At 51.1% G+C, this 22,754-nt stretch carries 21 protein-coding genes; 8 read left to right on the forward strand and 13 right to left on the reverse strand.

Features of this window, described 5'->3' with window-relative positions; all coding sequences use genetic code 11:
• Window positions 1-126 precede the first annotated feature (126 nt).
• The 9 genes from ACEPST_RS04835 to sufC all read right to left on the reverse strand — a co-directional run bounded on the left by ACEPST_RS04835 (window position 127) and on the right by sufC (window position 8,485).
• A complete protein-coding gene (locus tag ACEPST_RS04835) occupies window positions 127-780 on the reverse strand; it encodes a response regulator (protein WP_204120513.1) in 654 nt (217 codons plus the stop codon).
• Window positions 773-1,822 carry a sensor histidine kinase gene (locus tag ACEPST_RS04840; protein WP_204120514.1) on the reverse strand — a complete coding sequence of 350 codons (1,050 nt, stop codon included), beginning with the start codon at window positions 1,820-1,822 and terminating at the stop codon, window positions 773-775. Before ACEPST_RS04840 ends, ACEPST_RS04835 begins: the two co-directional genes overlap by 8 nt.
• 226 nt (window positions 1,823-2,048) lie before the next feature.
• Window positions 2,049-2,942 (reverse strand): helix-turn-helix domain-containing protein, encoded by an 894-nt coding sequence (locus ACEPST_RS04845; protein WP_203642708.1) that lies wholly within the window; start codon window positions 2,940-2,942, stop codon window positions 2,049-2,051.
• 11 nt (window positions 2,943-2,953) lie between these two features.
• On the reverse strand, window positions 2,954-3,277 hold the full coding sequence (locus ACEPST_RS04850; protein WP_204120515.1) for a metal-sulfur cluster assembly factor: 324 nt from the start codon (window positions 3,275-3,277) through the stop codon (window positions 2,954-2,956).
• 32 nt (window positions 3,278-3,309) lie between these two features.
• Window positions 3,310-4,716, reverse strand: a complete 1,407-nt coding sequence (gene sufB / locus ACEPST_RS04855; protein WP_204120516.1) for a Fe-S cluster assembly protein SufB — start codon at window positions 4,714-4,716, stop codon at window positions 3,310-3,312.
• Entirely contained in the window at window positions 4,716-5,183 is a 468-nt protein-coding gene (gene sufU / locus ACEPST_RS04860) for a Fe-S cluster assembly sulfur transfer protein SufU (protein WP_203642709.1), read from the reverse strand. Before sufU ends, sufB begins: the two co-directional genes overlap by 1 nt.
• On the reverse strand, window positions 5,164-6,408 hold the full coding sequence (locus tag ACEPST_RS04865; protein WP_204120517.1) for a cysteine desulfurase: 1,245 nt from the start codon (window positions 6,406-6,408) through the stop codon (window positions 5,164-5,166). The genes sufU and ACEPST_RS04865 overlap by 20 nt, the downstream gene beginning before the upstream one ends.
• Window positions 6,398-7,669: a Fe-S cluster assembly protein SufD gene (gene sufD, locus ACEPST_RS04870; RefSeq protein WP_204120682.1), complete on the reverse strand. Its 1,272-nt coding sequence runs from the start codon at window positions 7,667-7,669 to the stop codon at window positions 6,398-6,400. The genes ACEPST_RS04865 and sufD overlap by 11 nt, the downstream gene beginning before the upstream one ends.
• A gap of 21 nt (window positions 7,670-7,690) precedes the next feature.
• Complete coding sequence (gene sufC, locus ACEPST_RS04875) at window positions 7,691-8,485, reverse strand: Fe-S cluster assembly ATPase SufC (RefSeq protein WP_125764057.1); 795 nt, start codon at window positions 8,483-8,485, stop codon at window positions 7,691-7,693.
• 1,240 nt (window positions 8,486-9,725) lie between these two features.
• Between sufC and ACEPST_RS04880 the strand changes: the two genes are divergently transcribed.
• From ACEPST_RS04880 to ACEPST_RS04890, 3 genes are read left to right on the forward strand one after another with little or no spacing between them, the layout of a single operon-like run.
• A complete protein-coding gene (locus tag ACEPST_RS04880; RefSeq protein ID WP_204120518.1) occupies window positions 9,726-9,953 on the forward strand; it encodes a FeoA family protein in 228 nt (75 codons plus the stop codon).
• 1 nt (window position 9,954) lies between these two features.
• Window positions 9,955-11,943 (forward strand): ferrous iron transport protein B, encoded by a 1,989-nt coding sequence (feoB, locus tag ACEPST_RS04885; RefSeq protein WP_204120519.1) that lies wholly within the window; start codon window positions 9,955-9,957, stop codon window positions 11,941-11,943.
• Between the two features lie 16 nt (window positions 11,944-11,959).
• Entirely contained in the window at window positions 11,960-12,130 is a 171-nt protein-coding gene (locus ACEPST_RS04890; RefSeq protein ID WP_125764051.1) for a FeoB-associated Cys-rich membrane protein, read from the forward strand.
• An 826-nt stretch (window positions 12,131-12,956) separates the two neighbouring features.
• On the opposite strand, the gene ACEPST_RS04895 is transcribed toward ACEPST_RS04890, so the two are convergent.
• The gene (locus ACEPST_RS04895) at window positions 12,957-13,865 is read right to left on the reverse strand and encodes a glycosyltransferase family 8 protein (protein ID WP_395390546.1); all 909 of its coding nucleotides are present in this window, start codon (window positions 13,863-13,865) and stop codon (window positions 12,957-12,959) included.
• Window positions 13,866-14,889: 1,024 nt separating this feature from the next.
• On the opposite strand from ACEPST_RS04895, the gene ACEPST_RS04900 reads away from it, so the two are divergent.
• The 3 genes from ACEPST_RS04900 to ACEPST_RS04910 all read left to right on the forward strand — a co-directional run bounded on the left by ACEPST_RS04900 (window position 14,890) and on the right by ACEPST_RS04910 (window position 18,218).
• Window positions 14,890-16,152: an FAD-dependent oxidoreductase gene (locus ACEPST_RS04900; protein ID WP_203642715.1), complete on the forward strand. Its 1,263-nt coding sequence runs from the start codon at window positions 14,890-14,892 to the stop codon at window positions 16,150-16,152.
• Window positions 16,152-17,423, forward strand: a complete 1,272-nt coding sequence (gene preA / locus ACEPST_RS04905; RefSeq protein WP_125764043.1) for an NAD-dependent dihydropyrimidine dehydrogenase subunit PreA — start codon at window positions 16,152-16,154, stop codon at window positions 17,421-17,423. Before ACEPST_RS04900 ends, preA begins: the two co-directional genes overlap by 1 nt.
• 222 nt (window positions 17,424-17,645) lie before the next feature.
• Window positions 17,646-18,218 carry a DUF1097 domain-containing protein gene (locus tag ACEPST_RS04910; RefSeq protein WP_203642716.1) on the forward strand — a complete coding sequence of 191 codons (573 nt, stop codon included), beginning with the start codon at window positions 17,646-17,648 and terminating at the stop codon, window positions 18,216-18,218.
• A gap of 269 nt (window positions 18,219-18,487) precedes the next feature.
• On the opposite strand, the gene ACEPST_RS04915 is transcribed toward ACEPST_RS04910, so the two are convergent.
• Entirely contained in the window at window positions 18,488-19,501 is a 1,014-nt protein-coding gene (locus tag ACEPST_RS04915; RefSeq protein ID WP_204120520.1) for a C40 family peptidase, read from the reverse strand.
• Between the two features lie 289 nt (window positions 19,502-19,790).
• Between ACEPST_RS04915 and ACEPST_RS04920 the strand changes: the two genes are divergently transcribed.
• On the forward strand, window positions 19,791-20,213 hold the full coding sequence (locus ACEPST_RS04920) for a hypothetical protein (RefSeq protein ID WP_204120521.1): 423 nt from the start codon (window positions 19,791-19,793) through the stop codon (window positions 20,211-20,213).
• Between the two features lie 68 nt (window positions 20,214-20,281).
• Window positions 20,282-20,785: a DUF2798 domain-containing protein gene (locus ACEPST_RS04925; protein WP_204120522.1), complete on the forward strand. Its 504-nt coding sequence runs from the start codon at window positions 20,282-20,284 to the stop codon at window positions 20,783-20,785.
• A 121-nt stretch (window positions 20,786-20,906) separates the two neighbouring features.
• Here the strand turns inward: ACEPST_RS04925 and ACEPST_RS04930 are convergent, their stop codons facing one another.
• Both ACEPST_RS04930 and budA read right to left on the reverse strand, forming a co-directional pair.
• On the reverse strand, window positions 20,907-21,167 hold the full coding sequence (locus ACEPST_RS04930; protein WP_204120523.1) for a type II toxin-antitoxin system HicB family antitoxin: 261 nt from the start codon (window positions 21,165-21,167) through the stop codon (window positions 20,907-20,909).
• An 818-nt stretch (window positions 21,168-21,985) separates the two neighbouring features.
• Window positions 21,986-22,699, reverse strand: coding sequence for an acetolactate decarboxylase (gene budA / locus ACEPST_RS04935; RefSeq protein ID WP_204120524.1), 714 nt, complete (start codon window positions 22,697-22,699; stop codon window positions 21,986-21,988).
• Window positions 22,700-22,754 lie beyond the last annotated feature (55 nt).

A 22,754-nucleotide genomic window follows, 5' to 3' on the forward strand; every position in this document is an offset into this window, starting at 1 on the left:
GTTGAGGTGGAAGCCCGCCCCTCAGGCTGGAACCGGCCCCACAGCAGGGTGTTTTGAACCCACCGGCGGGAACGGACAGTCCCCACAGCGACCAGGCCCAGTTTTCACCAGCCCGGAGGCGCCAGTTTAGAACTCGATTAACTTGTGGTGGATGGCGTAGCGGACTAGCTCGACGTGCGACGTCAAATCCAATTTCCGCATAATACTAGCCTTATGCGCCTCCACCGTCTTGGTCGTGATATTCAGCTTAGCCGCCACTTCCTTGTTGGAGTACCCCAAAGCCACCAGCGGCATGACTTCCCGCTCCCGTTTGGACAACGGACTGTGGCCCCACAGATTGGTCTTGTTCACGTCCGTGAGGATATTCTTGATGTCTGACTTCAGCAAGATTACGTTCTCATCCACGTAATGCCGGCCGTTCACAATGGTCGTGATGGCATTGATGATTTCGCTATCCGGCGAACTCTTCAGGACATAACCAGACGCGCCGTTCTTAATGGCCTGGTCCACATAATCCTCTTCGCCGTGCATCGATAAAATTAAAATCCAAATTTTCGGGTACTGGCTGTGAATCCGTTTGGTCGTCACCAGGCCACTTTCACCCGGCGGCATGCTCAAATCCATGATAATCATATCAATATCGCCCTGACCGGCGCGCACAAAAGTATCATTACCATTGGCCGCCTCCGCGACGACTTGGTAATCCGGCTGATCATCCACGATAGCTTTCAGGCCCGACCGCACGATTGCGTGGTCGTCCGCTACTAAGACTTTATACATGTTGAAGGCTCCCCTTACTCGTGCAGACTGGAAACTTAACCGACACCGTGGTCCCCACGCCCGGCGTAGATTCCAACTGGAAAATCCCACTCAATGACTTGATGCGTTCGTGCATATCGCTCAAGCCTAGGGAGTGGCCGTTAAATTGGGAATGTTTAGCCACATCGAACCCGTCCCCGTCATCAATAATTTGGAGGGTAATAAAGTGGTTATGCTCAACCAATAAGAGCATAATCTCCTGCGGGTTGGCATGTTTCACGGCATTGTTGATGGCTTCCTGGGCGACCCGATACATGGCACTCTGAATCGCCGACGATAGCTGTTCCGGCTTAGCGTTGCCGCCAACCGAAATCGCAATGCCAGTCGTGCTCTGCAGGCGGGTGGCCAGCGACCGCAACGCCGCGAATAAACCAAAGTCGTCCATGACTGACGGCCGCACCGCCAGCGCCATGTTCTTGACCTCGGCCAAGGTGGCCTGGAGTTGCTGGGTAATCGCATCGGCCTGTTGTTGCCGTTCGGCCGGGCTGAGGTCACAGTTGGCCAACCGTTTGACCCCGGTCGTCGCAAAATACAGCCCCTGGGCAACGTTGTCATGGAGGTCCGCCGAAATTTGATGACGGTCTTCCTCGTTGGCCTTGACCACGTAGCGACTGATTTCTTCATTTTGGGCCAGTCGGAGTCCCCGATTGACAGAACTGCAGCTCTTTAACGTTAAGGAGGAGATATGTTGTCGCAAGTCCAAGGCCTTGTAAAACATCAAGTAGCCTGCATCCACCGAGTCATCCTCAGCGGATAGGACCGGCACCACGACTTCTCGGGCCTGTTTGGCGATTTCACAGGTTGGGCAATCCGTTACGGGTCGTCCCTGTTGATTGACCGCCGCGTGGCCAATTTCATATAAGTAATGTGGATCAAAATTCAATTTTTCTTTCAAACACCGCGCTGCCTGATTACACGCTAGCATCTCATCTTCTTGGAATAAAATAATGGCAACGGGGGCGTTTTCAAAGTAACGATCAATCCACTTTTCGTTCTCATTCAAAGCCCATCCTCCTTGTCCTATTTTGGTTCAATCTTTAAATTATGTTCACTGCCGTTAATTGGTCATGGTCACAATCATTTAGCAGGATACCTACTACAGTTGTAGTATAACATACTGTCAGTGAAGCGTTTTCAGTTTCCGGACAAACTTAATCTTCAGACACCAAAAAGGCCGACTTCTCGCAAAAAGTCGACCTTTGTTCGTTGGTTCTGACACCTAACCAACCCTATTTATTCTCCGCCAACTGCCGGTTGAATTGACACTTCAACGCCGCCAGCTTAACTTCGATGACTTCATTTTGATTGATGCGAGTGAAGGCCAGCGTCTCATCCATGAGGCGTTGAATCGTCGCCGGTTGCTTGCCCTGATTGACCGCGTTTTGCGTGGCCAAGAACTTCAGGCGGGGCAGGTAATACGTGACCCGCTCGTCGGAACACAGCTGCACGCCGGTGTCAATCAGTTGATTGCTCAGCCGATACTTTTCCTGGCCCGCATAGAATTCCGCCGTGAAGAAGATCAGCGTCAACATCCGCAGGTAATACCGATTGGGTTCATCCAGATGGTCGTCCGGGTGGTACGCCTTGATATGCTGGTAGACCTTGTCAAAGTAGAAGTCCGCCTGCTGGGTCTCCTGGTGCCGCGCGTACATGATGCCCGACCCCAGAAAGGCCAGCTGGGTAAAAATCGTTTGGTGACGTTCGTCCAGGTCGTTTAAGATCTGCGCGAAGTCGAAGAGAATCTTGTCCGGTTGTTGATTGACCAGCGCATTCACACACCCACGCAGGTAACAGAACTGCATCTTTACGTTGATCTCATCAATTTGGTTGGGTTTGAATTTCGCCAACCGTTTCAAAACGCACTGATAATTCTCCATCATCAGTTCCTTTTCAATATTGTCCAGGTCGTGCCGCAACTGCACCGCAGTCTCCGCACTTTCCTGGTAGAGGTCATCCACCGTGAGCCCCAAGCGCACGCAAAGCTTGCTAAGAATCGACAGCGACGGAACGCGGTTATTATTTTCAAATTTACTGAGCGTCGCCTGCGTGCAAATTCCCGTACACAGCTTGACCTGCGAAATCTTGAGGGCCTTGCGGCGAGCCACAAAGATGCCAATATTCATATCAACTCACCCTATTCATGAATGCCTAAAGCTACCTTGGCGTAGCGGGTCATCATGCCCATGTTCCACGCCGGTTCCCAAATCAACTTAATGTCACAGTGTTCGATGCCTTCGACGGCCGTGACCACCTGAATAATCGCTGCATCCAGCGCGTTACTCAGCGGGCAGCCCATCGTGGTCAACGTCATGTCGACCTGACAGGAATCGCCATCGACGTGCACGCCGTAGATCAAGCCTAGGTTGACCAAATCAATGCCCAGTTCTGGGTCGATCACCATTTCCAAGGCCTGCATGACGCTGACCTCAGCCGGTGACAGTTGTTTTGCTTCATCCATCTGTGGTGAACCTCCTTTGCTTGAGCTCCGGCCTAGCCGATAGCCCCTTCCATTTCAAAACTGATCAAGCGGTTCAATTCAACCGCGTATTCCATTGGCAATTGCTTGGTGAAGGGTTCCACGAAGCCCATGACGATCATTTCCGTCGCCTTGGCCTCTGAAATGCCCCGACTCATCAGGTAGTACAGCTGTTCCTCAGAAATCTTCGACACCTTGGCTTCGTGTTCCATGGAAACGTTGGCATTAGAAATTTCATTGTACGGAATCGTATCGGATGAGGACTGGTCATCCATGATGATCGTGTCACATTCCACGTGGGCCTTGGACCCGTCGGAGTGGCGGCCAAAGCGCACCGTCCCGCGGTAATCGGTCGAGCCACCGGTCTTGGAAATGGACTTAGACACGATGGTACTGGACGTGTTCTTGGCGTTGTGAATCATCCGCGCACCGGAGTCCTGGTGAATGTTGTTGCTGGCAACGGCGATGGATAACATGGTCCCCCGGGCACCCTCACCGTTCAGGTAAACGGATGGGTATTTCATGGTGACCTTGGAGCCTAAGTTACCGTCGACCCATTCCATCGTGGCGTTCTCGGCAGCTGCAGCCCGCTTGGTTTCCAGGCTGTAGACGTTGTTCGACCAGTTTTGAATGGTGGTGTAGCGGCAGTAGGCATCCTTTTCCACGTTCACTTCAACGACCGCGGCGTGCAGGCTATCCGACGAGTAGTTCGGGGCGGTACAGCCTTCCACGTAATCCACGCGAGCGCCAGGTTCAACGATGATCAGGGTCCGTTCAAATTGCCCGGAATTTTCGGAGTTCAACCGGAAGTAGGACTGGATTGGCGTCTTCGTTTGCACACCCTTGGGTACGTAAATGAAGGACCCACCAGACCAAACGGCGGCATTCAAAGCGGCAAACTTGTTGTCGGTTGGCTTGACCAATTTGCCAAACCACTTCTTGAACAGCTCGGGGTACTCCCGCAGTGCCGTGTCGGTATCGGTGAAGATGATGCCGAGCTTGGCGAAGTCGTCACGCATGTTGTGGTAGACCACTTCTGATTCGTACTGGGCTGAGGAGCCGGCCAGGTATTGGCGTTCGGCCTCGGGAACCCCTAACCGATCGAAGGTCTTCTTCAGGTCAGCGGGCACATCGTCCCAGTCCCGGTACTTCTTGTCGGTCATCTTTTGGTAGTACAGCATATCTTTCAAATCCAAGCCGGACAGGTCTGGCCCGTACTTGGGCATCGGCAATTTCTTGTAGATTTCGTAAGCCTTCAGCCGGTAATCCAGCATCCACTTGGGTTCCTTCTTGGCAGCGGAAATGTCCCGCACGGTCTGTTCCGTCAGGCCCCGGCCCGTAGAATAGGCGGGCTGAATATCATCGTGGAATCCGAATTCATAGTCCTTATCATCGACCACTTCTTCTGGCATGTCTGACATTATGCTTCCTCCTCATCTGTGGGCGCGTCTTCTTCAAGTAATGCCCGTTGTAAGGCCCACCAAGCAAGCGTTGCGCACTTGATACGAGCCGGAAAACTCATGATACTGGATAAAATGGCGGCATCCCCTAATTCATCAAGGTCTGCTTGCGGGTGCTCTGTGCCCATGACCATATCGGAAAAGGTCTTGGCCATGCGCAGCGCCGTTTCTTTGTCTTTACCCATGACGGCGTCGGTCATCATGCTGGCGGACGATTGGCTAATGGTACAGCCGTCGCCGCTGAAGCCGATGTCTGCGATTTGATCTTGGTCATCCAATTTGATGGAAAGATTGATCACATCACCACAAGTGGGATTTTTTAAGGTAATCGTATTCGTACTCGTCTGTAAATCGTGTTTGTGACGCGGATGATCCGCGTGATCCAGGATAACTTCCCGGTATAAACTGTTAAGCTTTGACAGCCCCATGGTTGAAGAACTCCTTTGTTTCGGCCAGGGCGACTAACAACCGGTCAGCGTCCTGCTGGGTATTGTAGAGATAGAAGCTAGCCCGGGCGGTCGCAACCAACCCGAGGTACGTCATCAACGGCTGTGCACAGTGGTGTCCGGCCCGAACGGCCACACCCTCCATGTCCAGCGCCGTAGCGATGTCGTGGGGGTGAATGCCCTTTACGTTAAAGGCAATCACACCGGTATGTTTAGCGGAATCGTGGGGACCGTAAACCTCGAGGTCGGGGTCCGCCACTAATTTCGGTAATAAGTAATCGACAATGGCTTGTTCGTGGGCTTCGACGTTGGTCATGCCCACGCTCGTCAGGTAATCCACCGCGGTGCCTAAACCCACGGCGCCGGCAATGTTTTGCGTGCCGGCTTCAAATTTGTAGGGCAACTGCGCCCAGGTACTGTCCTGTTGGTGCACGAAGTCAATCATTTCCCCGCCGTATTGGTAAGGTGGCATGGCTTCGAGCAGCGCCCGTTTGCCATACAGGGCCCCAATCCCGGTTGGGCCCATCATCTTGTGGCCGGAGAACGCGTAGAAATCCACGTCCAAGGCTTGAACATCGACGGGCACATGTGGGGCGGCTTGTGCCCCGTCACCCACGATGATGGCGCCGTGTTGGTGGGCCAACTTTGCCAGCTCGGCCAACGGGTTGATTACGCCCATCACGTTGCTAGCGTGAGCGATGGCCACAATCTTGGTCTTGTCGGTAATCTTGGCGGCGGCATCGACCATGTCGAGCTCACCATCAGCCGTCAAACCAATGTACTTCAGCGTGGCGTGCTTCTTGATGGCCAGCTGTTGCCAAGGAATCAGGTTGCTGTGATGCTCCATGATGGAAATCACGATTTCATCGCCCGGCTGAATGTTGGCCTCGCCATAGGTGCTGGCGACCAGGTTCAGGCCATCGGTCGTGCCCTTGGTAAAGATCACCTCTTCGGGTTCGGCGGCGTTGATAAACTTTTGCACCTTCCGCCGGGCATTCTCGTAATCTTCCGTGGCGCGTTCGGCTAACGTGTGAACGCCACGGTGAACGTTGGCGTTGTCCGTTTGGTAGAAGTGGACCAGGCTATCGGTGACTGCCGTGGGGCGTTGGGCCGTCGCGGCATTGTCCAAATAAACCAGTTGTTCATCGTTTACTTTTTGATCCAGGATTGGAAAATCTTGGCGTACATCTAAATTTTTAGCGACCATTTTCAAGTTTCCTTTCAATGATATCAACCAACTGGCTCCGAACGGCCTTGGCCGGAATCGCGCTCAAGACGGCACCCAGGAATCCCCGGATAACCAAGCGTTCCGCGGTCTCCCGCCGGATGCCCCGACTCATCAAGTAGTAGAGTTGTTGTTCGTCAACCTGACCCACACTAGCGGCGTGGCCGGCCATGACGTCATTTTCATCGATCAAGAGAATCGGGTTGGCGTTCCCGTGGGCGTTGCTAGACATCATCAGTAATCGGTTTTCCTGTTCGGCTTCGGAGCCGGCAGCGCCGTGAATGATATCGCCAATCCCGTTGTAAACCAGTTCGGAATCTTCCAGGATGACCCCGCGTTGCAGGATATTCCCATTGGTGTGCTTCCCGCGATTGGTAATCTTGGTGTTCACACCCATCCGTTGGTCGTGGTCGGTAATGGCAATCACCTTGGCATCCGCGCGGGAACCGACACCGTTCAATTCGGTATCGAAGTTTCCAATCGTATTGCCTTCGTTCATGAAGCCGACCGCCCAGTTAACGGACGCATTGTCGGCGGCGTAGGCTCGACGTTCCACGTAGGCCATCGTCTTGCGTCCCAGTTCATCCAACGTCGCAACCGTGACGTGACTGTTTTCATCGGCAATGACTTCCATCAAACAGTTGGCCAAGTTTGCGTTCTCCCCGACCGTGGTCAGGTGTTGGCTGACGGAGACTTCCGTGTTACGACCGGCAACGACCAGCACGTGCGAGTTCAACGGTTGATCCAACGTGTTGTCTTGAATCAATTGAATGTCGATGGGTTCACTGATGACAACATTGTTTGGCACGTAGAGGAAGACCCCGGCGTTCAAGTAAGCCGTGTGGTAGCTGGCCAAGCGGTTCTCGTTGGCTTTCATCGCCTTGGTCATAAAGGCTTCCTGAACCAAGTCCGGGTAGTCCTTGACCGCCGTGAAGAAGTCGGTCAGCACCACGCCTTGTTCCTGGAGCTTCTCTGGTAAATTGACCCGTACCGTGGTCTGGCCAACCTGCACGATTTGAACGGGTCCGTCTGCGACTTGTGCGAGGTCCCGTTTGGAATCGGCCCACTGCAGGTTACCGGGCATTAATTCCCAGTCACGGTAGTTGAACCGTTGGACCAACGGCATGGGTAAGTCGGCCATTTGGTCTAGCGCTGCCAACCGTTTGTTGATCAGCCAGCTGGGTTCATTGTGTTGCTGGGCAGCAGCTTGAACAGCCGTTGCTGCTTGTGTTTGCGTTTGCATGGTATCCAATCTTGCCACCCCCTAGTTTTCATCCACGAGTGCCACGTCAATGTCCAAATCGTCCCGCAAACCGGCGTAGCCTTCCTTTTCCAACCGCTTAGCCAATGAGGCATCCCCGGTCTTAACGATGCGGCCACCCATCATGATGTGGACCACGTCAGGCACAATGTAGTTCAACAGGCGTTGGTAGTGGGTGATGATCATGGAACCGAAGTTGTCGCCGCGCATGGCGTTGACCCCTTTGGAAACGACCTTCAGGGCATCGATGTCCAGCCCGGAATCAATTTCATCCAACAAAGCAAAGGATGGTTGAATCATTAAGAGTTGGAGAATTTCGTTCCGTTTCTTTTCCCCACCTGAGAAGCCTTCGTTCAAGTAACGTTCTGTCATGGCTTCACTCATGTCCAGAATGGCTAAGTTCTTATCTAACATCTTTAAGAAATCCATGACGGAAATCTGGTCGTCCTTAGCCCGCCGAGCGTTAACAGCGGCGCGCAGGAATTCAGCGTTCGTGACCCCTTGGATTTCAGCGGGGTATTGCATGCCTAAGAACAGGCCTTTCCGTGCTCGTTCATCAACTGGCATGTCCACGATGCTCTCGCCGTTCAAGAGAATATCACCTTGGGTAACGTGGTAAGATGGCTGGCCCATGATTGTCTGGGACAACGTTGATTTCCCGGTACCGTTAGGCCCCATGATGGCGTGGATTTCACCAGTCTTCATGGTTAAGTTAACCCCTTTTAAGATCTCCTTAGCCGTTTGATTTTCTTCATCGGTCACTTCAACGTGTAAGTCTTTAATTTCTAGTGTTGCCATTATCCATCAACCTCCGTTAGTTATGAAATTCACTGTTGTGGCGTTTTTCATTGCGGTCTTGTGCGGTTTTCACAAATTATGCCCGCATATTCCGGAAAGTGTGCAATTTTATGCCTGGGGCTATTCCGCTTTAGACCGCCCTTTGTAAGCGCTTGACATTATTATAGGCAGAATATTCCTGGAATAATATTAGGCATTTCCCTAATATATGTGAAAGTGCTTACATGGTAAGCTAGACCCATCAAATGCATTAACCTGCTTCTTGGTTTTGGGTCAAAGTCTTTTAACAGCGCCTCCGGGCTGGTGAAAATGGGCCGTGACGCTGTGGGCGCCCGTCCGGAGCCAAAAAGCGGTCTCCGAACTTACTTTGAGCCGCTAAGAACCGCGTCTCAAAGATAGCAGTTGCCTAAGCGGCTGACGCCACTAAGGCAACTCCCACGGCTTAGCCCATTTTCACCAGCCCTGCGGCTAAGACTTGTTTGGCCCGTCACCAAGGCGGTTTCTGCAGTTGATGGGCAGCTGACCACGCCATTGGTTGGTTGTGCTACTTCTTCTATCACTTAACCATTATTCTGGCTGTGCGCTTCTATCACATAATTTGATGGCAACTTAGCTATTACTTAATCTCGTGCGCAGCTGTTTACCTGAATGATGTAAAACATAAGCTTGCTGATTAAACCTGTCTCACCTATATGATTGCGGGAGAACCGGAAAACCAGTGACAACCAAATGACACACAAACCGGTGCCGGGTTAAACCAGTGTCAGCCGCAGGCAGGGTGAAAATGGCTTCGGCCGGGGGAATGTTCTTAGCCGCGTTCTTTGCGGGTTAAAACATTGGTGTCTTTGAAACTCGCTCCTCAGAGGTTCAAAGCATCCCAGAGACCGCCCTTTGGCTCTGGGTGTCCGCCCACCATGTTTCAAGCCAGTTTCAGCTTGCTGAAGGCGAAGCCACTGATATACCAAGTATCAACCCGGTGCTGGTTAAACCAGTGTCAGCCGCAGGCAGGGTGAAAATGAGCTCAGCCGTGGGAGTTGCCTTAGCGGTTTACCGCTTAGGCAACTGATATCTTTGAGACTCGCACCTTGAGGCTCAAAGTAAGTCTGAAGACCGCTCCTCAGGCTTCAGGCGCTCGCCCACAGCGTCACGGCTCAGTTTTCACCCTGCCGGAGGCGAAACCAACGCACAAGTTTAACCAGCAAAAACCGGCTAAAGACTTAATTTGAAAGGCCTGATAATAATGCAACTCCGTTATTCAGAATCAGCCTATCCAATCGTAACTGTCGAACAGATGGCGACCCTTGATGGCCAGACCGCTCACCGACTACATAACCTCGGCATTCACCCTGGCAGCCAGCTGACCGTGCTCCGGCAATATCCATTTCACGGCCCCGTCATCGTTGAATTCGATCAGCAGAAAGTTGGGATTCGCTACGTCGTTTTCGAAGCACTCTTAGGGGGGGACTAGCATGACAACCGTTGCCCTCTTAGGAAATCCAAATACTGGCAAGACCACGCTATTTAACGAACTGACCGATAAATATGCCTACGTTGGTAATTGGGAAGGGGTCACCGTTGACAAGAAGATGGGGAAGATTCGCCACTCAGAAATGGTGGTGGTCGACCTCCCTGGCATCTATTCCCTCACGCCAATCACCAAGGACGAGGCCGTCGCCTGCAACTATTTGCTAAACGACTCGCCCGACATGATTTTAAACGTCACCAACGCCAGTCAGCTGAAACGCAACCTGCTGCTCTCCATTGAGCTGTTGGAATTCGGCCGACCGGTGGTGCTCGCCTTAAACATGATTGATGATTTGAAAGCCAACGGGGTCACCTACGACTTCGACGAGCTGGCTAAACGCTTGGGCTGTCAGGTCCGCGCCACCAACGCTCGGAAGAAATCGGGACTGGATCAACTCCGCCAAGAATTGTTAGCCACGCCGCCGGAAACGACCGCCCCCCTGCACCTGGCCTATCCCGCCGCGGTTCAGGACGCCATTGCCACGGCCACCCAACAGCTGGTCGCCGACGATCAATTGACGCCGACCTTTGCCAACTGGCTGGCGATTCAGTTCATGAACCGTAACCAAATCGTCCGCCGCTACGCCAGCAAGCACCAACTCAAGCCCCTCCTGACGCAGCAGGACACTTACGACAAACAAGACTTTGAAGAACAAATTTTTCAAACGCGACTGGCCTTCATCGATGAAACGCTGACGGCCACGACCAAGTATCTACACGAGGTCTCCAATGCCAATTTGACGGCGAAAATTGACCGCATCGTCACCCATCCCCTGTTGGGGCTCCCCATTTTCGTGGGTATATTCCTGTTAATGTTCAAGCTGTCCTTCGATTGGATTGGAACGCCGCTGTCGGACGTGATGGACGCCTTTATCTCCGGACCCCTGTCCGCAACCGCCAGTCACTTTCTGACCAGCGTTGGGGCCATGCCCTTTCTGAAATCCCTAATTGTTGACGGCATCATTGCCGGTGTTGGGGGCGTGCTCAGCTTTATTCCCCAGATTTTCGTGTTGTTCGCGTGCATTTCCATTCTGGAAGATTCCGGTTACATGGCCCGCGCCGCGCTAGTGACCGACCGACTGATGCAGCTGATTGGCCTCAACGGTAAGGCCTTTATTCCGCTGATTATCGGCTTCGGCTGTAACGTCACGGGGATCATGGCCGCGCGCACGATTGAGCAACCCAAGGAACGGCTGGTCACCACGCTGATTTCGCCATTTATGAGTTGTTCGGCTCGGCTCCCCATCTATGGGCTGTTCGTTGCCGCCTTCTTCGACCGAAACCAGGCGCTGATTGTGCTCTCCCTCTATTTTCTGGGGATTGCGCTGGCGCTGTTCATGGCCAAAATTTATCAGTGGGTGTTTAAGGTTAAAGAAAATTCCGTCTTCATTATTGAATTGCCGAAGTACCACATGCCTCGGCCGGACATCATCGCCATGGGCACCTGGGAAAAGGGCAAGGGCTTCATCCGCAAGGCCGGCACCGTCATTTTTGGCGGAACCGTGCTCATCTGGCTGCTGTCCAACCTGGGACCAGCCGGCATGGTGACCAACATCGACCAGAGTTTCTCCGCCATGATTGGCCGCTTCGTTCTGCCCGTCTTCGCCCCTATCGGCATCACCTCGTGGCAAACGATCAGCGCGCTGATGACCGGGATTCTGGCTAAGGAAGTCATCAGTTCCAGCATGATCGTGCTCTTCCATTTAAGCGGTCAAACTGGTTTGATTGCCACCTTCAGTTCCCTGTTCACCCCGTTGTCTGCCTACGCCGTCCTGGTCTTCATCCTGATTTACGCACCCTGTTTCGCCACCTTGGCAACAATCAAGGCCGAAACCAATTCGACCAAGTGGGCCGTTTATTCCGTGGTCTCCAACACGGTGATCGCCTACCTAGTCGCGATGATCATCTTCCAGGTCGGGTCGCTATTCATTTAAAAAGGAGCGCTTATCCATGTCAATCCTGATTAATAGCGTTATCGTCATTGCCATTATTGGTGGCGCTGGGTTCGTGCTGTACCGGCATTTGAAAAAGTCCAGCCAGGGCAGCTGCCCGGCGTGCGAGTACGATTGCCCCGCCAAACAACAACTGAAAAAGCACCAAGCCGAAAAACACGTGTCGTAATGCGCTACGCCGGCGGGCGACCGGTGCTCCCAGCCTATGGGGACCGCCCGAAGCCTGAGAAGCGGTCTTCGCGCTCGCGCTAGAGCCTCAAAGTACAGAGTCTCCAGCACGTCCAGTGGCGTAAGCCGACCCAGAACGTCGACAAACGCCACGAACACAGGCTTCCGCACCGGTCACCCGCCAGCTACGCTAACCCTAGTTTTTCGGTTGTACCTTTTCATCGTTGGTGGTCAGTGCATTTGTGTTACTGTTATCACCACTTAATTTGTCTTCCTCCAAATAGTTATAGGTCGTGATTCCTCATCAAATGGAATTACGACCTATTTTTTTGATTATCCTCTGCGTGTAAGCGTTTCAAATCAAAAAATCGGCAATTTTTCAATAACCAGCGACGGTTGGACCCATACAAATCAAAATCAATCGTTTTTCCATTAATGCTACGATTAAGCTGATACCCTATCGGATGACATTCTTCCAGACAACAAAAGGTCGTGACCCCTAATTTTAAGGATCACGACCTTTTCTGTTAGTCATCAACATTCACTTAAAGTTTCTGTTCACGCAACCTGGCTAAAACTACATCAGCCGCAGCAATGGTAAAAATGAACGCATTGCATCCATGTAAGTGACCAGAGGCGGGGCAACCTGACCAGCTGTGTCGGTGGTCTTAGCTGAGTGCTTTTTCTCAGCTTAGAGCACGGGACGACCTTGGAGCCTCGCGGACCTTAGCGAGGCTTCAAGGCGAGGCGGAAGACCGCTTCACAGGCTGGAGGCGTTCCCCACAGCAGGGCAGGTTGAGCCCGCCGCCGGGAACGGACAGCCACTGTCACGACTCATTTTTACCATCTCGGAGGCAACCATTTAGCCGTTGGAGCTGTTGGAGCTGTTGCTGGTAGTTCAGGAATAGGCCGGTAAACTTGCCGTCGCTGGCCGGGTCCCATGGCTTGGGCGTCCCGCAGTAATGCAGGATCACCGTATTGGCCATGACCCAGTGAATCTCGTGCTGATTCAGGCTGCGCGTCTGGTACATCAGGTATTTTCGCGTGTCGTAGTTCCAGATTTCCTCGGGAATTTCCAAAATGTCCGGCCCGTACAGGAAGTTCAAAATATCCTGATCCGGTAAAATTAACTCACTTTCATATTTCTCAATCGTCTGCGTGATGTCGCTCAGCTTAATCTTGGTCCGCGCTTGGTCCAAATCAATGACCAGCACACCCGAGTTGAAATAACTGGTCGTCGTGCCCAGCCGCAACTGATTGACGCTGTCCATAAGATTGGTCACACCGCGGTGAACGGCGGCCGCTAACATGTGACCCGCTAAATCTAGCGTCCATAATGGCCGTAAATTGTTAATCACCAACAAGTCCGGGTCCAAATAGATGACCCGCTTCACTGATTTCGGCAAAATCTGACCGCTCAAGAGGCGGAAATACATTTCCCGCGGATACCGTTTGATCAAGGGCACCCCGGCCGTGAAGTCCGCCGTCACCCGTTCAGCGCTCAACTCCCAGCCAAACGCCGTGGTCAGTTGCCGCACAGACGCCACTTCATCAGGTGTCAGACTGGCATGCACCAACCACAAATGCATGCGTTCCCCAGGATTATTGGCGTGCGCCGAATACAACATGACCTTCAACGGCTCCAAGTATCCCGAATTGAGTGTGACCAGCAAATTAATTTCATCAGACAAGACTTCCACCGACTTCCGTTTGATTTGGTTTATTTCTACTTCCATTAAATCACGTTTACTGTCTATTTTTAGCCAGGACGACTTACAAGTTACGCCACAATCTGTGGTCACGAGTTATGAAACGTAATCTTATTGAGAAACCTAACCTGATTCAACACAACCGTGGCATAACTTGGGTTACGTGCCCTAACACAATCAAGCCGAGAGGGCGGTGAAAATGGGTTCAGCCGTGGGAATTCTCTTAGTGGCGTTCTTTGCCGCTTAGAGAATTGGTGTCTTTGAAACTCGGTTTAGGAGGTTCAAAGCATCCCGGAGACCGCCCTTTGGCTCCGGGTGTCCGCTCATAGCGTTCCGACCCATTTTCACCGTCCGGTAGAACACCGCACACTGAGAAATAGTCCCCACCATCAATACCCGAGGCACAATTTTGCTTGGAACCCGCGCCACCCCAGCCGTGAGGGCGACAAAAAAAGGGTTCAGCCGTGGGATTTACTGAGCGGTCAGCTCAGTAAATGGCGACTTTGAAACTCGGGCTGTGAGGTTCAAAGCGAGGTCGAAGACCGCTCCTCAGGCTTCGGCCGTCCTGCCCACCGCGTTCCGACCCATTTTTTGTCGCCCGGTAGGCGCTGACAACGACCATCCCCAGTCCCAAACCCAATTATGCCATTCAGGGGGAAAGGGCGCATATTGGCGGGAATAATTCGCCGCCAGTATTTTATGCCAAAATCACATGGAAAAGTTTCGCCCAACCACCATTAATTACCGCAATCGCTGGTAATTCACGTTTTCGCAAGGTTTTCGCCACCCCAACTATTAGGCAAAACCCTCAATTATGCCAAATGGCAGGTGTTTTTTCTATATACAAATGTATATAAAAACCGCTCTCAAACGCGAATATCGGCCAGAATTCCCGGGAATTTTTTACCGTCCCCCCTGGACATGGTATTCTCTAGTTGTTCAAGGCACGTGAAAGAAATAACAAGGTACATAACCAGACTTATACCGACCGTCACGCGCCTCATCATTATAGCAATCAACTAAATCAAAAAAAGATAGTGAGGGTATCAGCATGACTAAAAAATACGAAACAGAAGCCCCAGGATACACTATGACTACGGTAATGGAAGAAGCAGCTCGTTGCTTGCTCTGCCATGACGCACCATGCTCCAAGGCCTGCCCCGCTGACACTGATCCAGCACGTTTCATCCGCAGCGTGCGCTTCAACAACGTTAAGGGTGCTGCCGAAACCATTCGGGAAAACAACGCCTTGGGTGCCATTTGTGCCCGGGTCTGCCCAACTGAAAAGTACTGTGAACTGGCTTGCTCACGGACTGGCATTGACTGCCCTATCGACATCGGTGGGATTCAACGTTACGTCACCGACTTCGAACAAGCTGCCAAGATGGACATCCTGAAGCAAGGCAAGTCCAACGGCAAGCACATTGCCATCGTTGGTAGCGGCCCTGCTGGCTTGCAAGTTGCTACGACTATGCTGACCAAGGGTTACGCCGTTGACATTTACGAAAAGAACGAAAAGGCCGGCGGTTACTTAACCTACGGCATCCCAGAATACCGTTTACCAAACGATATCGTGGAATACGAAATCAAGCGGATCATCAACTTGGGTGCTAACATTCACTACAACACCACGGTTGGCGATGACATCATGATGGACGACCTAAAGGCCAACAATGACGCCGTTGTCGTTGCCGTTGGTGCTAGCGAAAGTAAAGTTCTTCCTATGTTCGCTGACAACGAAAACGTTGAAACGGCCGTTGGCTTCCTGGCTCGCGTTAAAGAAGCCAAGGGGAACATCACCGACTTACCTGAAAACGCCGTTGTTATCGGTGGTGGGGACGTTGCGATGGATGTTGCCACGACCTTACGCCGCTTAGACGTGAAGAACGTGACCGACATGGCTTACGAAGAATTTGACGAATTCAAAGCTTCCAAGAAGGAACTCAAAGGCACTCGCGAAGCCGGCGTTACTATCGTTGATGGCTACGTCCCAACTGCTGTAAACGGCAATGAAGTCACCTTCAAGCACCGTCACATTGACAGCGAAATGACCATCAAGTCCAACAAGATCATCCTCGCCGTTGGGCAACGCGTTAACGCTGCTAACCTGAACATCACCATCGACAAGCACGAAGAAGTTCCTTACGCTGGTTACGGCACTGCCGATCCAAAAGTCTTCGTTACTGGTGATATCGCTCAAGGCGACAAGACCGTTGTCTGGGCCGTTCGTAAAGGTAAAGAAGTCGCAGAACAAATCGACAAAATGATTATGGGTTCCACTAAAGAAGCAGACTTGGTAGGAGGTAACGAATAATGATTAAAAAAGACTTATCCGTAGATTTCTTAGGCGTGCATTTTGAGAATCCTTTCCTCCTATCCTCTTCTCCCGTAGGCAACTGTTACGAAATGTGTGCCAAAGCCTTTGATGAAGGCTGGGCCGGCGTTGCCTTCAAGACGATTGGACCAAAGCACTTTAAAGTTGACGAAGTTTCGCCACGGTTTGACGAATTAACCAAGGAAGGCACCCCATTCGTTGGGTTCAAGAACATGGAACAAATTGCCGAACATCCCTTGGAACAAAACCTGCATGACTTAAAGAAGTTAAAGGAAAACTACCCAACCAAGATCATCATCGCCTCCATCATGGGGACTAACGAACAAGACTGGGAAGAATTGGCCCAATTAGTCACCGAAGCCAAAGCCGACATGATTGAAATGAACCTCTCTTGCCCACAGATGACCTCTCACGACATGGGTTCCGACGTTGGGACCAACCCTGAATTAGTTAAGAAGTACTGTGCCGCCGTTCGTCGCGGATCTGATTTACCAATCTTAGCTAAGATGACGCCAAACATCACCGACATGGTTCCTGCTGCTAAAGCCAGCATGGACGGTGGCGCTGACGGGATCGCCACGATCAACACGGTCAAGTCCATCGCCAACTTGGACATCGACCGCAAGACGGCCTTACCAACGGTTGACGGCAAGGGTTCCGTCTCCGGGTTCTCTGGGAAAGCCGTTAAGCCAATCGCCTTACGCTTCATTCAACAATTACGTGAAGCTGCCGGCATGGAACAACTGCCAATCTCTGGGATCGGTGGGATCGAAACTTGGCAAGACGCAGCTGAATTCCTCCTGTTAGGTGCAACCACCCTTCAAGTTACTACGTCCGTTATGCAATATGGTTACCGGATCGTTGAAGACATGAAGAACGGGTTAATGCACTACATGGAAGAACAAGGGATCGATCACCTGTCAGAAATCATCGGCGCTGCCAACAAGAGCATCGTACCCGTTGACTCTCTGAACCGGGACTACAAAGTTTACCCTAAGATTGACTGGGACAAGTGTATCGGTTGTGGCCGTTGCTACATTTCCTGCTTCGATGGCGCGCACCAAGCTATCCAATGGAATGAAGAAGCTCGCCGCCCAACAGTCGATATTGACAAATGTGTCGGCTGCCACCTGTGCAACCTGGTCTGCCCGGTTGGCGCCATCTCAACTGGTGAAGTTGTGATGAAGCCTGGTCGGGAAGGTAATCCAGAAGACATTAAGATCGAGTCACCACGCTTGACTCATTTCTAAAAAATTAAGCGCGTCACGCCTGCTTGCCGGGGGATTTAAGAAAATGATTGAACGCGGGGTGTGACGAACCCCGAATGAGGCTGGGCCAAAACGTTATGTTTGGGTTCGGCCCCATTTTGGGTTTAAACGTTTTACCTAAAGTCCTTGCGCGGTTCTGCGTAATTCTGTACACTAGAGCAATACGTAGAATGGAAGCGCTAACTAGCAAAGGGGATTACACTCATGAAAATTAGTAAAAAAGTTTGGTTCGACTCCATTGGGGTCGGTGGCTTTACCATTGTTTACAGTCTAATCATGACGGGCTTTTCACTGTGGATGGGCGCGGCAGCCTTCATTGCCGTTTCCTATTTCTTCGGTGCCGGCTTCCCTAAGGATAAAATTTGGAATATTATGTTGAGCTTCTGCCTGGGTCTCATCTGGGGCCTGATGGCGTTCTCACTGCTGCACGTCTCTTGGATTTCAGGACTGGTCGCTTCCTCAGTGATGTTTGGGATTCTGACCTTCCTGGCACTCTTCCTGCAGGGGACCATCCTGCCGTTCACGGAAGTCCCCGCTTGGCTGATCACTTGGGGGACGACCATGCTGATCATCTCCAACATCACCATCAAGAGCTGGCCAATGTTCTGCTTTGAACTGTTGGCATCCATGTTCATGGGAATCTTCGTGATTGGGTACGCATCAGACTACTTTAACAAGATCATGTTCAAGTTCTTCCCGGAAAAGGAAGAGGATAAGAACGGTAAGCATCACGACGATACCGCGGATAAGAGTGAACCTGAGGACCAGATGGGTTAGCCTTTGATACCTGTTTCCGCAACGTAAGTGAATTAGCTTAAGTAAAAGAAGGCCTGAGAACGTGTGTGTTCTCGGACCTTCTTTTGTTTGCGCTCAATACCTTAGGAAGACGCTCAGTCGATGGACAACCCGGCTAATTATGTGTCTCTGGGCGTCTATTTCGTTTAGTGGTTCGTTAGATGGTTGCCGTACTGAGCGCCTGAGATTGACTCTCAGTACGAAAAAAGCCGCCACCAACCGGCGACGACTTTCCTTAAATCTCATTCAGTTTAGCCCACCAACCGGCGAACGCTACCGTTGAACCGGCTCTTCCAGTGGCTATCGTTTAAGCTAGAAATCCCGACACCACCAGTATCTGAGCTTGGTGAGTCGTGAAGGAAGACCTTGTTGCCCAAGTAAATGGCAACGTGACAGTTAGGCCCTTCGGCCTTGTCGTTGAAGAAGAAGATGTCCCCGCGCTTCATGTCCTTTGGCTTAATCTTTCGGCCCATGTGGATCAGCGTGTAAGTCGTGCAGCTGGACGTTGGTCCTAAGCGCACGCCGGACTTGGCGTAGATCCAGTGAATAAAGGATGAGCAGTCAAACCGACGAGCTGCGATGCTGGAGCTGGTCCGGCCGCCGCCCCACAGGTACTTGGACTGACCAACCAGTGCGGAACCCGTCTTGATGGCCTTTTCAACCTTCTTGATGTTCCCCTTGAGGGCCTTTTGGTCCATGGTCATATACTTGGCGCGAATCCAGTAATTCTTGTCGCCAACGTTGATCCGGTAGTACCCAGACTTGGATGGCGTGGTGTTCAATTCGACCCGCTTATCCACGTGGTACCAGTGGCCGACGAGGTTCTTGGTGCTGGTACTCCCAGTCACCTTGGCACCCTTCAGTCCCTTAGGCTTATTGTAGAGCAAAATATGTTTCTTGTTGACCTTCATGGTGTAATCCATTTTGTTGGAATACCGCACCCATTTGTAAAAGGCATCTTGGCGAATCCACCCCCGGTTAGTCTTGTAGAAGACCCCGTGACCGTTCTTAGCAATCCGGCTAACCTTGAAATGGTGCTTGTAATCGTATTTAGCCGAAGCGGATTTCTTCATCCCCGTCTTGTACATCTTCTTGTAGAAGCCGTACTTGGTGTGATACAACGTCTTGGTCTTGTTATAAACCTTGTTGTAAACGACTTTGTCGGCTGTGTTGCTGGCTTGGGCTGTAACTGGTTGGGCCGCAAATCCCGTGACCATCAAGCCGAGCGCGAAGAAGCCGCTCAATATGTACTTCACTTTATGCACTGTGAATCCCTCCTGAATGGTTAACTATTTAGTTATGAAACGATGAATACAGGGTAATCCTACTAAATATTCGGGTTTCGGGGTAATGCGGTTTACCTTGCAGAAATCAGGTGGGAATGCACGGGCAGACTGATTGGTAACGTCCATTTAGTTCCGGTAAACTCGAGTTAGCTCAGGTTGTATCGCCTCCAAGGTGATGAACGATTATGGGCGACCAACTTACTTAGCGTTTTATATCAATTTAAAAAGCCGCCGACGAGTTCGCCAGCGACTCTAGGAGGATGATCTTATGCGGAAAATTACGAAATTAATGGCAGCAGGTTTAATCGTCGCAACTTTTGGGGCAGGCATGCCAGGTATTTCAGCTCAGGCGGCTTATAAGCCGATACCTAAGTCACTTCGTGGAACCTGGAAGACAAAGGGCACTGCCACGTATCGTCGGCAATTACACGTTAAAAGCCATTTTATTTACGAAACGTTTTCCTCTAAATTTAGTAACCAATGGCAATCTCTTGATTTAGGAATCGCTAAAGCGCATCTGATTAAATCTAGTAAAAATACTTATTTAATCAAGGGCATCTCTACGAATTCTGGCAAAAACGGTGGTAATTTCAGTACTACCATTCACGTAAAAAAGAACGGAAAACACGTTTCGGTTAAGGGTATCGACGAAATAGGTACGGCTCATAAATATGTCTCATTCCATAAATAATCCTTACACGAATTAAAAATATATGGTACGCTAGCATCTCGTGGGAAATTTAAACGAGGAGCAACACAATGCCTAAAAATTTCAAAGAAGAATTACTTTTCACAGCCGTTATGGCGGGACTCATGGTCTTGGTCATGGCTGGCTACAACATCGCCTTAGCCGACGGATTTTCACACCACTTCATCCGTGAAGTCCTAACCGGCTACCCGCTGGCCCTTATCGTCGCCGCCATTTGCGACCTGGGAATCATCGGCCCCGGCGTCAAATATATCTTTTTCCACTTTATCATTAACGATTACATGAAAAAGAAGCAGATTCGTATCGCCCTCACCATCTCAGTGATGATGGTTGCCGGCATGGTCACCCTGATGTCTCTGTTCGGGATGGTCGTTACCCAAAACTTCGGTAGCAACTTCTTCCTCACTTACCTGCACACTTGGATTTTCAACCTGTTCATGGCCCTGCCATTACAGCTGTTGATCGTTGGGCCAATCGCCCGCGCTATCCTGGGTGCCGTGCAGAAGCGGACCGCCCCAGCCGAAACCTTAGAAACCAAATCAGTCGAAGATTAACTAACTAAACGTCGCCGCTACCAACAAGTAGTGGGGACGTTTTTCTTTTTTCGCTGTCCCACGCCAACGAAAAACTAAGCAGTGCCAACCGGAATTTTGCGGTTGGCACTGCTTTTAGTTTTTACTCGAATTTTTTTAAATCAACGGTTACCACAAATGCCCTTTCACCAATCGCCAACTTAATCGCCGATACAGGTGTTTTTGGCGGCAAATCTTTAGCATCCACCAGCAGCGAACCAATCAGGTCTTTGGTCATTGCTAACGCGTCTATATCATCTGTCCCTTGTGTAAATCCACCACGAATATCTGGCACCCTGACAAATGTATACGGACCATCTGCCCCTAAGATAACGGGGTAAGTTACGAATCGACTAGTCATCATGGTCACCGCCCTTTCCACTAGCATACGCATATCACTTAGAAATTACCAGCAACTCAGTGCTCTGCCCGCTGGACATCCCCGACGATATCGTCACCACTAAAGTCATGTTGATGGTAGGCAGTGTCCGCAATCGGCGAATGCTAGATTAGCGTGCTAAAGGACTGAACGGCCACCTCACCCATATTTATAAAAATTGACAATCGACTGCACCCTCGTAAATCATATCTGACCTACTCTTTCAAAAAGTCTTAAATAGTACATTTACAATTATATTTATATAATAAACTTGTTGACGTATATCTGCCTTGGGGATATTATCTGTTCAAGCTGGTAATAACGGCCAACTTAATTCATCAATTTCCTCTGAATTCATTCAGAGAAAATTGACCAAAACGATTGAAGGTGCTCCCATGTATCACACCAGTTTTTCTTTTCTTTCGACTGTATTCTTAATGATCGTTGGCCTATCGCTCAGGTATCTTATCCTAAAACTGTCCAAATCTAATAAGTTACTAAGAAAATTTGTAACCAGCAGTTGGCCACAGTTTATTATTATTTTCATCCTATCCGTCTTAGCCATCCTTCTAAATTTCAAGCACATCACACTAGAGGTCCTTTTTTGGTTCATTGTCTTTAATTTAATCTGTGACACACTAATTTTCTGGTTAGACACACCACCGAGTAACTAATAACTTAAGAATTCTACAGTCTGTCACATTTTCGGTTAATCATCGGTCCCACGCCAACGAAAAAGATCAGCCCCGGTTGCCGAGAATGGCAGTCGAGGCTGATTTTAGTTTCTATATTTTACTGTGAACTCAGTGCTCCGCCCGCCGAACATCCCCGGTGATATCGTCACCACTAAAGTCATGCTGGCGGTAGGCGGCGTCCGCAATCGGCAAGTGCTGGGCCAGCGTGCTAAAAGGCTGGACGGCCACCTCACCCGTGACGCTTTCGAAGTCTAGCAAATGACCACCAAAGCTGTGGTCAGTCGCCAGGAAGTGATCGTGAAATCCGGCGACCGCAATGCCATCGTAGAGTTGTGGCGCGTAGTAGCCAATCAATGTCCCCTCGACCTCACCACGGGAAAAAATCTGTTGTTGCTGCGCGGCTTGGGCCAACGTTTGATATGGGGGCTCGGATTTAGCAACGGCCCGCGTCCGGATGGCGGTGAACAGCCCCGTAATTTTAACGGAGAAGAAGGCATTGTCCAGCTGAGCCAGTGCGCGAATCTGCTGGTTGAGGTCGGCCTGACTGGCGCCCAGCACCGTCATCAACGGTTGGTAGTCGGCGTAGTGAACGTTGGCAAAGGGGAGCTTGAAGTCGCCCGCCACCTCATGGACTTCGCCTTGCGCGTTAACCTGGTACGGGTGACCATCCAGAATAATCAGCTCGCCATCGAGGCCTTCCCCAGTCCCAATGCCCGTGTCGCCATGCCGCAAGAGCTCGGCCATGGTCAGGGTGCCGGCTAACAGGCCGGGTACCAGCAGGGCCAACGTGCCGTGTTGGTAAAGTGTCGTTGTATCTTTCATTAGGTGTGCTTCCTTTCGCAGTGCTTTGCCTCTACGATACCGCGCGTGGTGGGGA

It is taken from the genome of Levilactobacillus sp. FUA 3915 (assembly GCF_044053135.1).
Lineage (GTDB): Bacteria > Bacillota > Bacilli > Lactobacillales > Lactobacillaceae > Levilactobacillus > Levilactobacillus lanxiensis.

What these genes read in the sequence shown, in the direction of transcription:
- ACEPST_RS04835 (WP_204120513.1), bottom strand. Translation starts at nt 780, where the DNA reads ATGTATAAAGTCTTAGTAGCGGACGACCACGCAATCGTGCGGTCGGGC.
- ACEPST_RS04845 (WP_203642708.1), bottom strand. Translation starts at nt 2,942, where the DNA reads ATGAATATTGGCATCTTTGTGGCTCGCCGCAAGGCCCTCAAGATTTCG.
- ACEPST_RS04850 (WP_204120515.1), bottom strand. Translation starts at nt 3,277, where the DNA reads ATGGATGAAGCAAAACAACTGTCACCGGCTGAGGTCAGCGTCATGCAG.
- sufB (WP_204120516.1), bottom strand. Translation starts at nt 4,716, where the DNA reads ATGTCAGACATGCCAGAAGAAGTGGTCGATGATAAGGACTATGAATTC.
- sufU (WP_203642709.1), bottom strand. Translation starts at nt 5,183, where the DNA reads ATGGGGCTGTCAAAGCTTAACAGTTTATACCGGGAAGTTATCCTGGAT.
- ACEPST_RS04865 (WP_204120517.1), bottom strand. Translation starts at nt 6,408, where the DNA reads ATGGTCGCTAAAAATTTAGATGTACGCCAAGATTTTCCAATCCTGGAT.
- sufD (WP_204120682.1), bottom strand. Translation starts at nt 7,669, where the DNA reads ATGCAAACGCAAACACAAGCAGCAACGGCTGTTCAAGCTGCTGCCCAG.
- sufC (WP_125764057.1), bottom strand. Translation starts at nt 8,485, where the DNA reads ATGGCAACACTAGAAATTAAAGACTTACACGTTGAAGTGACCGATGAA.
- ACEPST_RS04880 (WP_204120518.1), top strand. Translation starts at nt 9,726, where the DNA reads ATGCAACTCCGTTATTCAGAATCAGCCTATCCAATCGTAACTGTCGAA.
- feoB (WP_204120519.1), top strand. Translation starts at nt 9,955, where the DNA reads ATGACAACCGTTGCCCTCTTAGGAAATCCAAATACTGGCAAGACCACG.
- ACEPST_RS04890 (WP_125764051.1), top strand. Translation starts at nt 11,960, where the DNA reads ATGTCAATCCTGATTAATAGCGTTATCGTCATTGCCATTATTGGTGGC.
- ACEPST_RS04895 (WP_395390546.1), bottom strand. Translation starts at nt 13,865, where the DNA reads ATGGAAGTAGAAATAAACCAAATCAAACGGAAGTCGGTGGAAGTCTTG.
- ACEPST_RS04900 (WP_203642715.1), top strand. Translation starts at nt 14,890, where the DNA reads ATGACTAAAAAATACGAAACAGAAGCCCCAGGATACACTATGACTACG.
- preA (WP_125764043.1), top strand. Translation starts at nt 16,152, where the DNA reads ATGATTAAAAAAGACTTATCCGTAGATTTCTTAGGCGTGCATTTTGAG.
- ACEPST_RS04910 (WP_203642716.1), top strand. Translation starts at nt 17,646, where the DNA reads ATGAAAATTAGTAAAAAAGTTTGGTTCGACTCCATTGGGGTCGGTGGC.
- ACEPST_RS04920 (WP_204120521.1), top strand. Translation starts at nt 19,791, where the DNA reads ATGCGGAAAATTACGAAATTAATGGCAGCAGGTTTAATCGTCGCAACT.
- ACEPST_RS04925 (WP_204120522.1), top strand. Translation starts at nt 20,282, where the DNA reads ATGCCTAAAAATTTCAAAGAAGAATTACTTTTCACAGCCGTTATGGCG.
- ACEPST_RS04930 (WP_204120523.1), bottom strand. Translation starts at nt 21,167, where the DNA reads ATGATGACTAGTCGATTCGTAACTTACCCCGTTATCTTAGGGGCAGAT.
- budA (WP_204120524.1), bottom strand. Translation starts at nt 22,699, where the DNA reads ATGAAAGATACAACGACACTTTACCAACACGGCACGTTGGCCCTGCTG.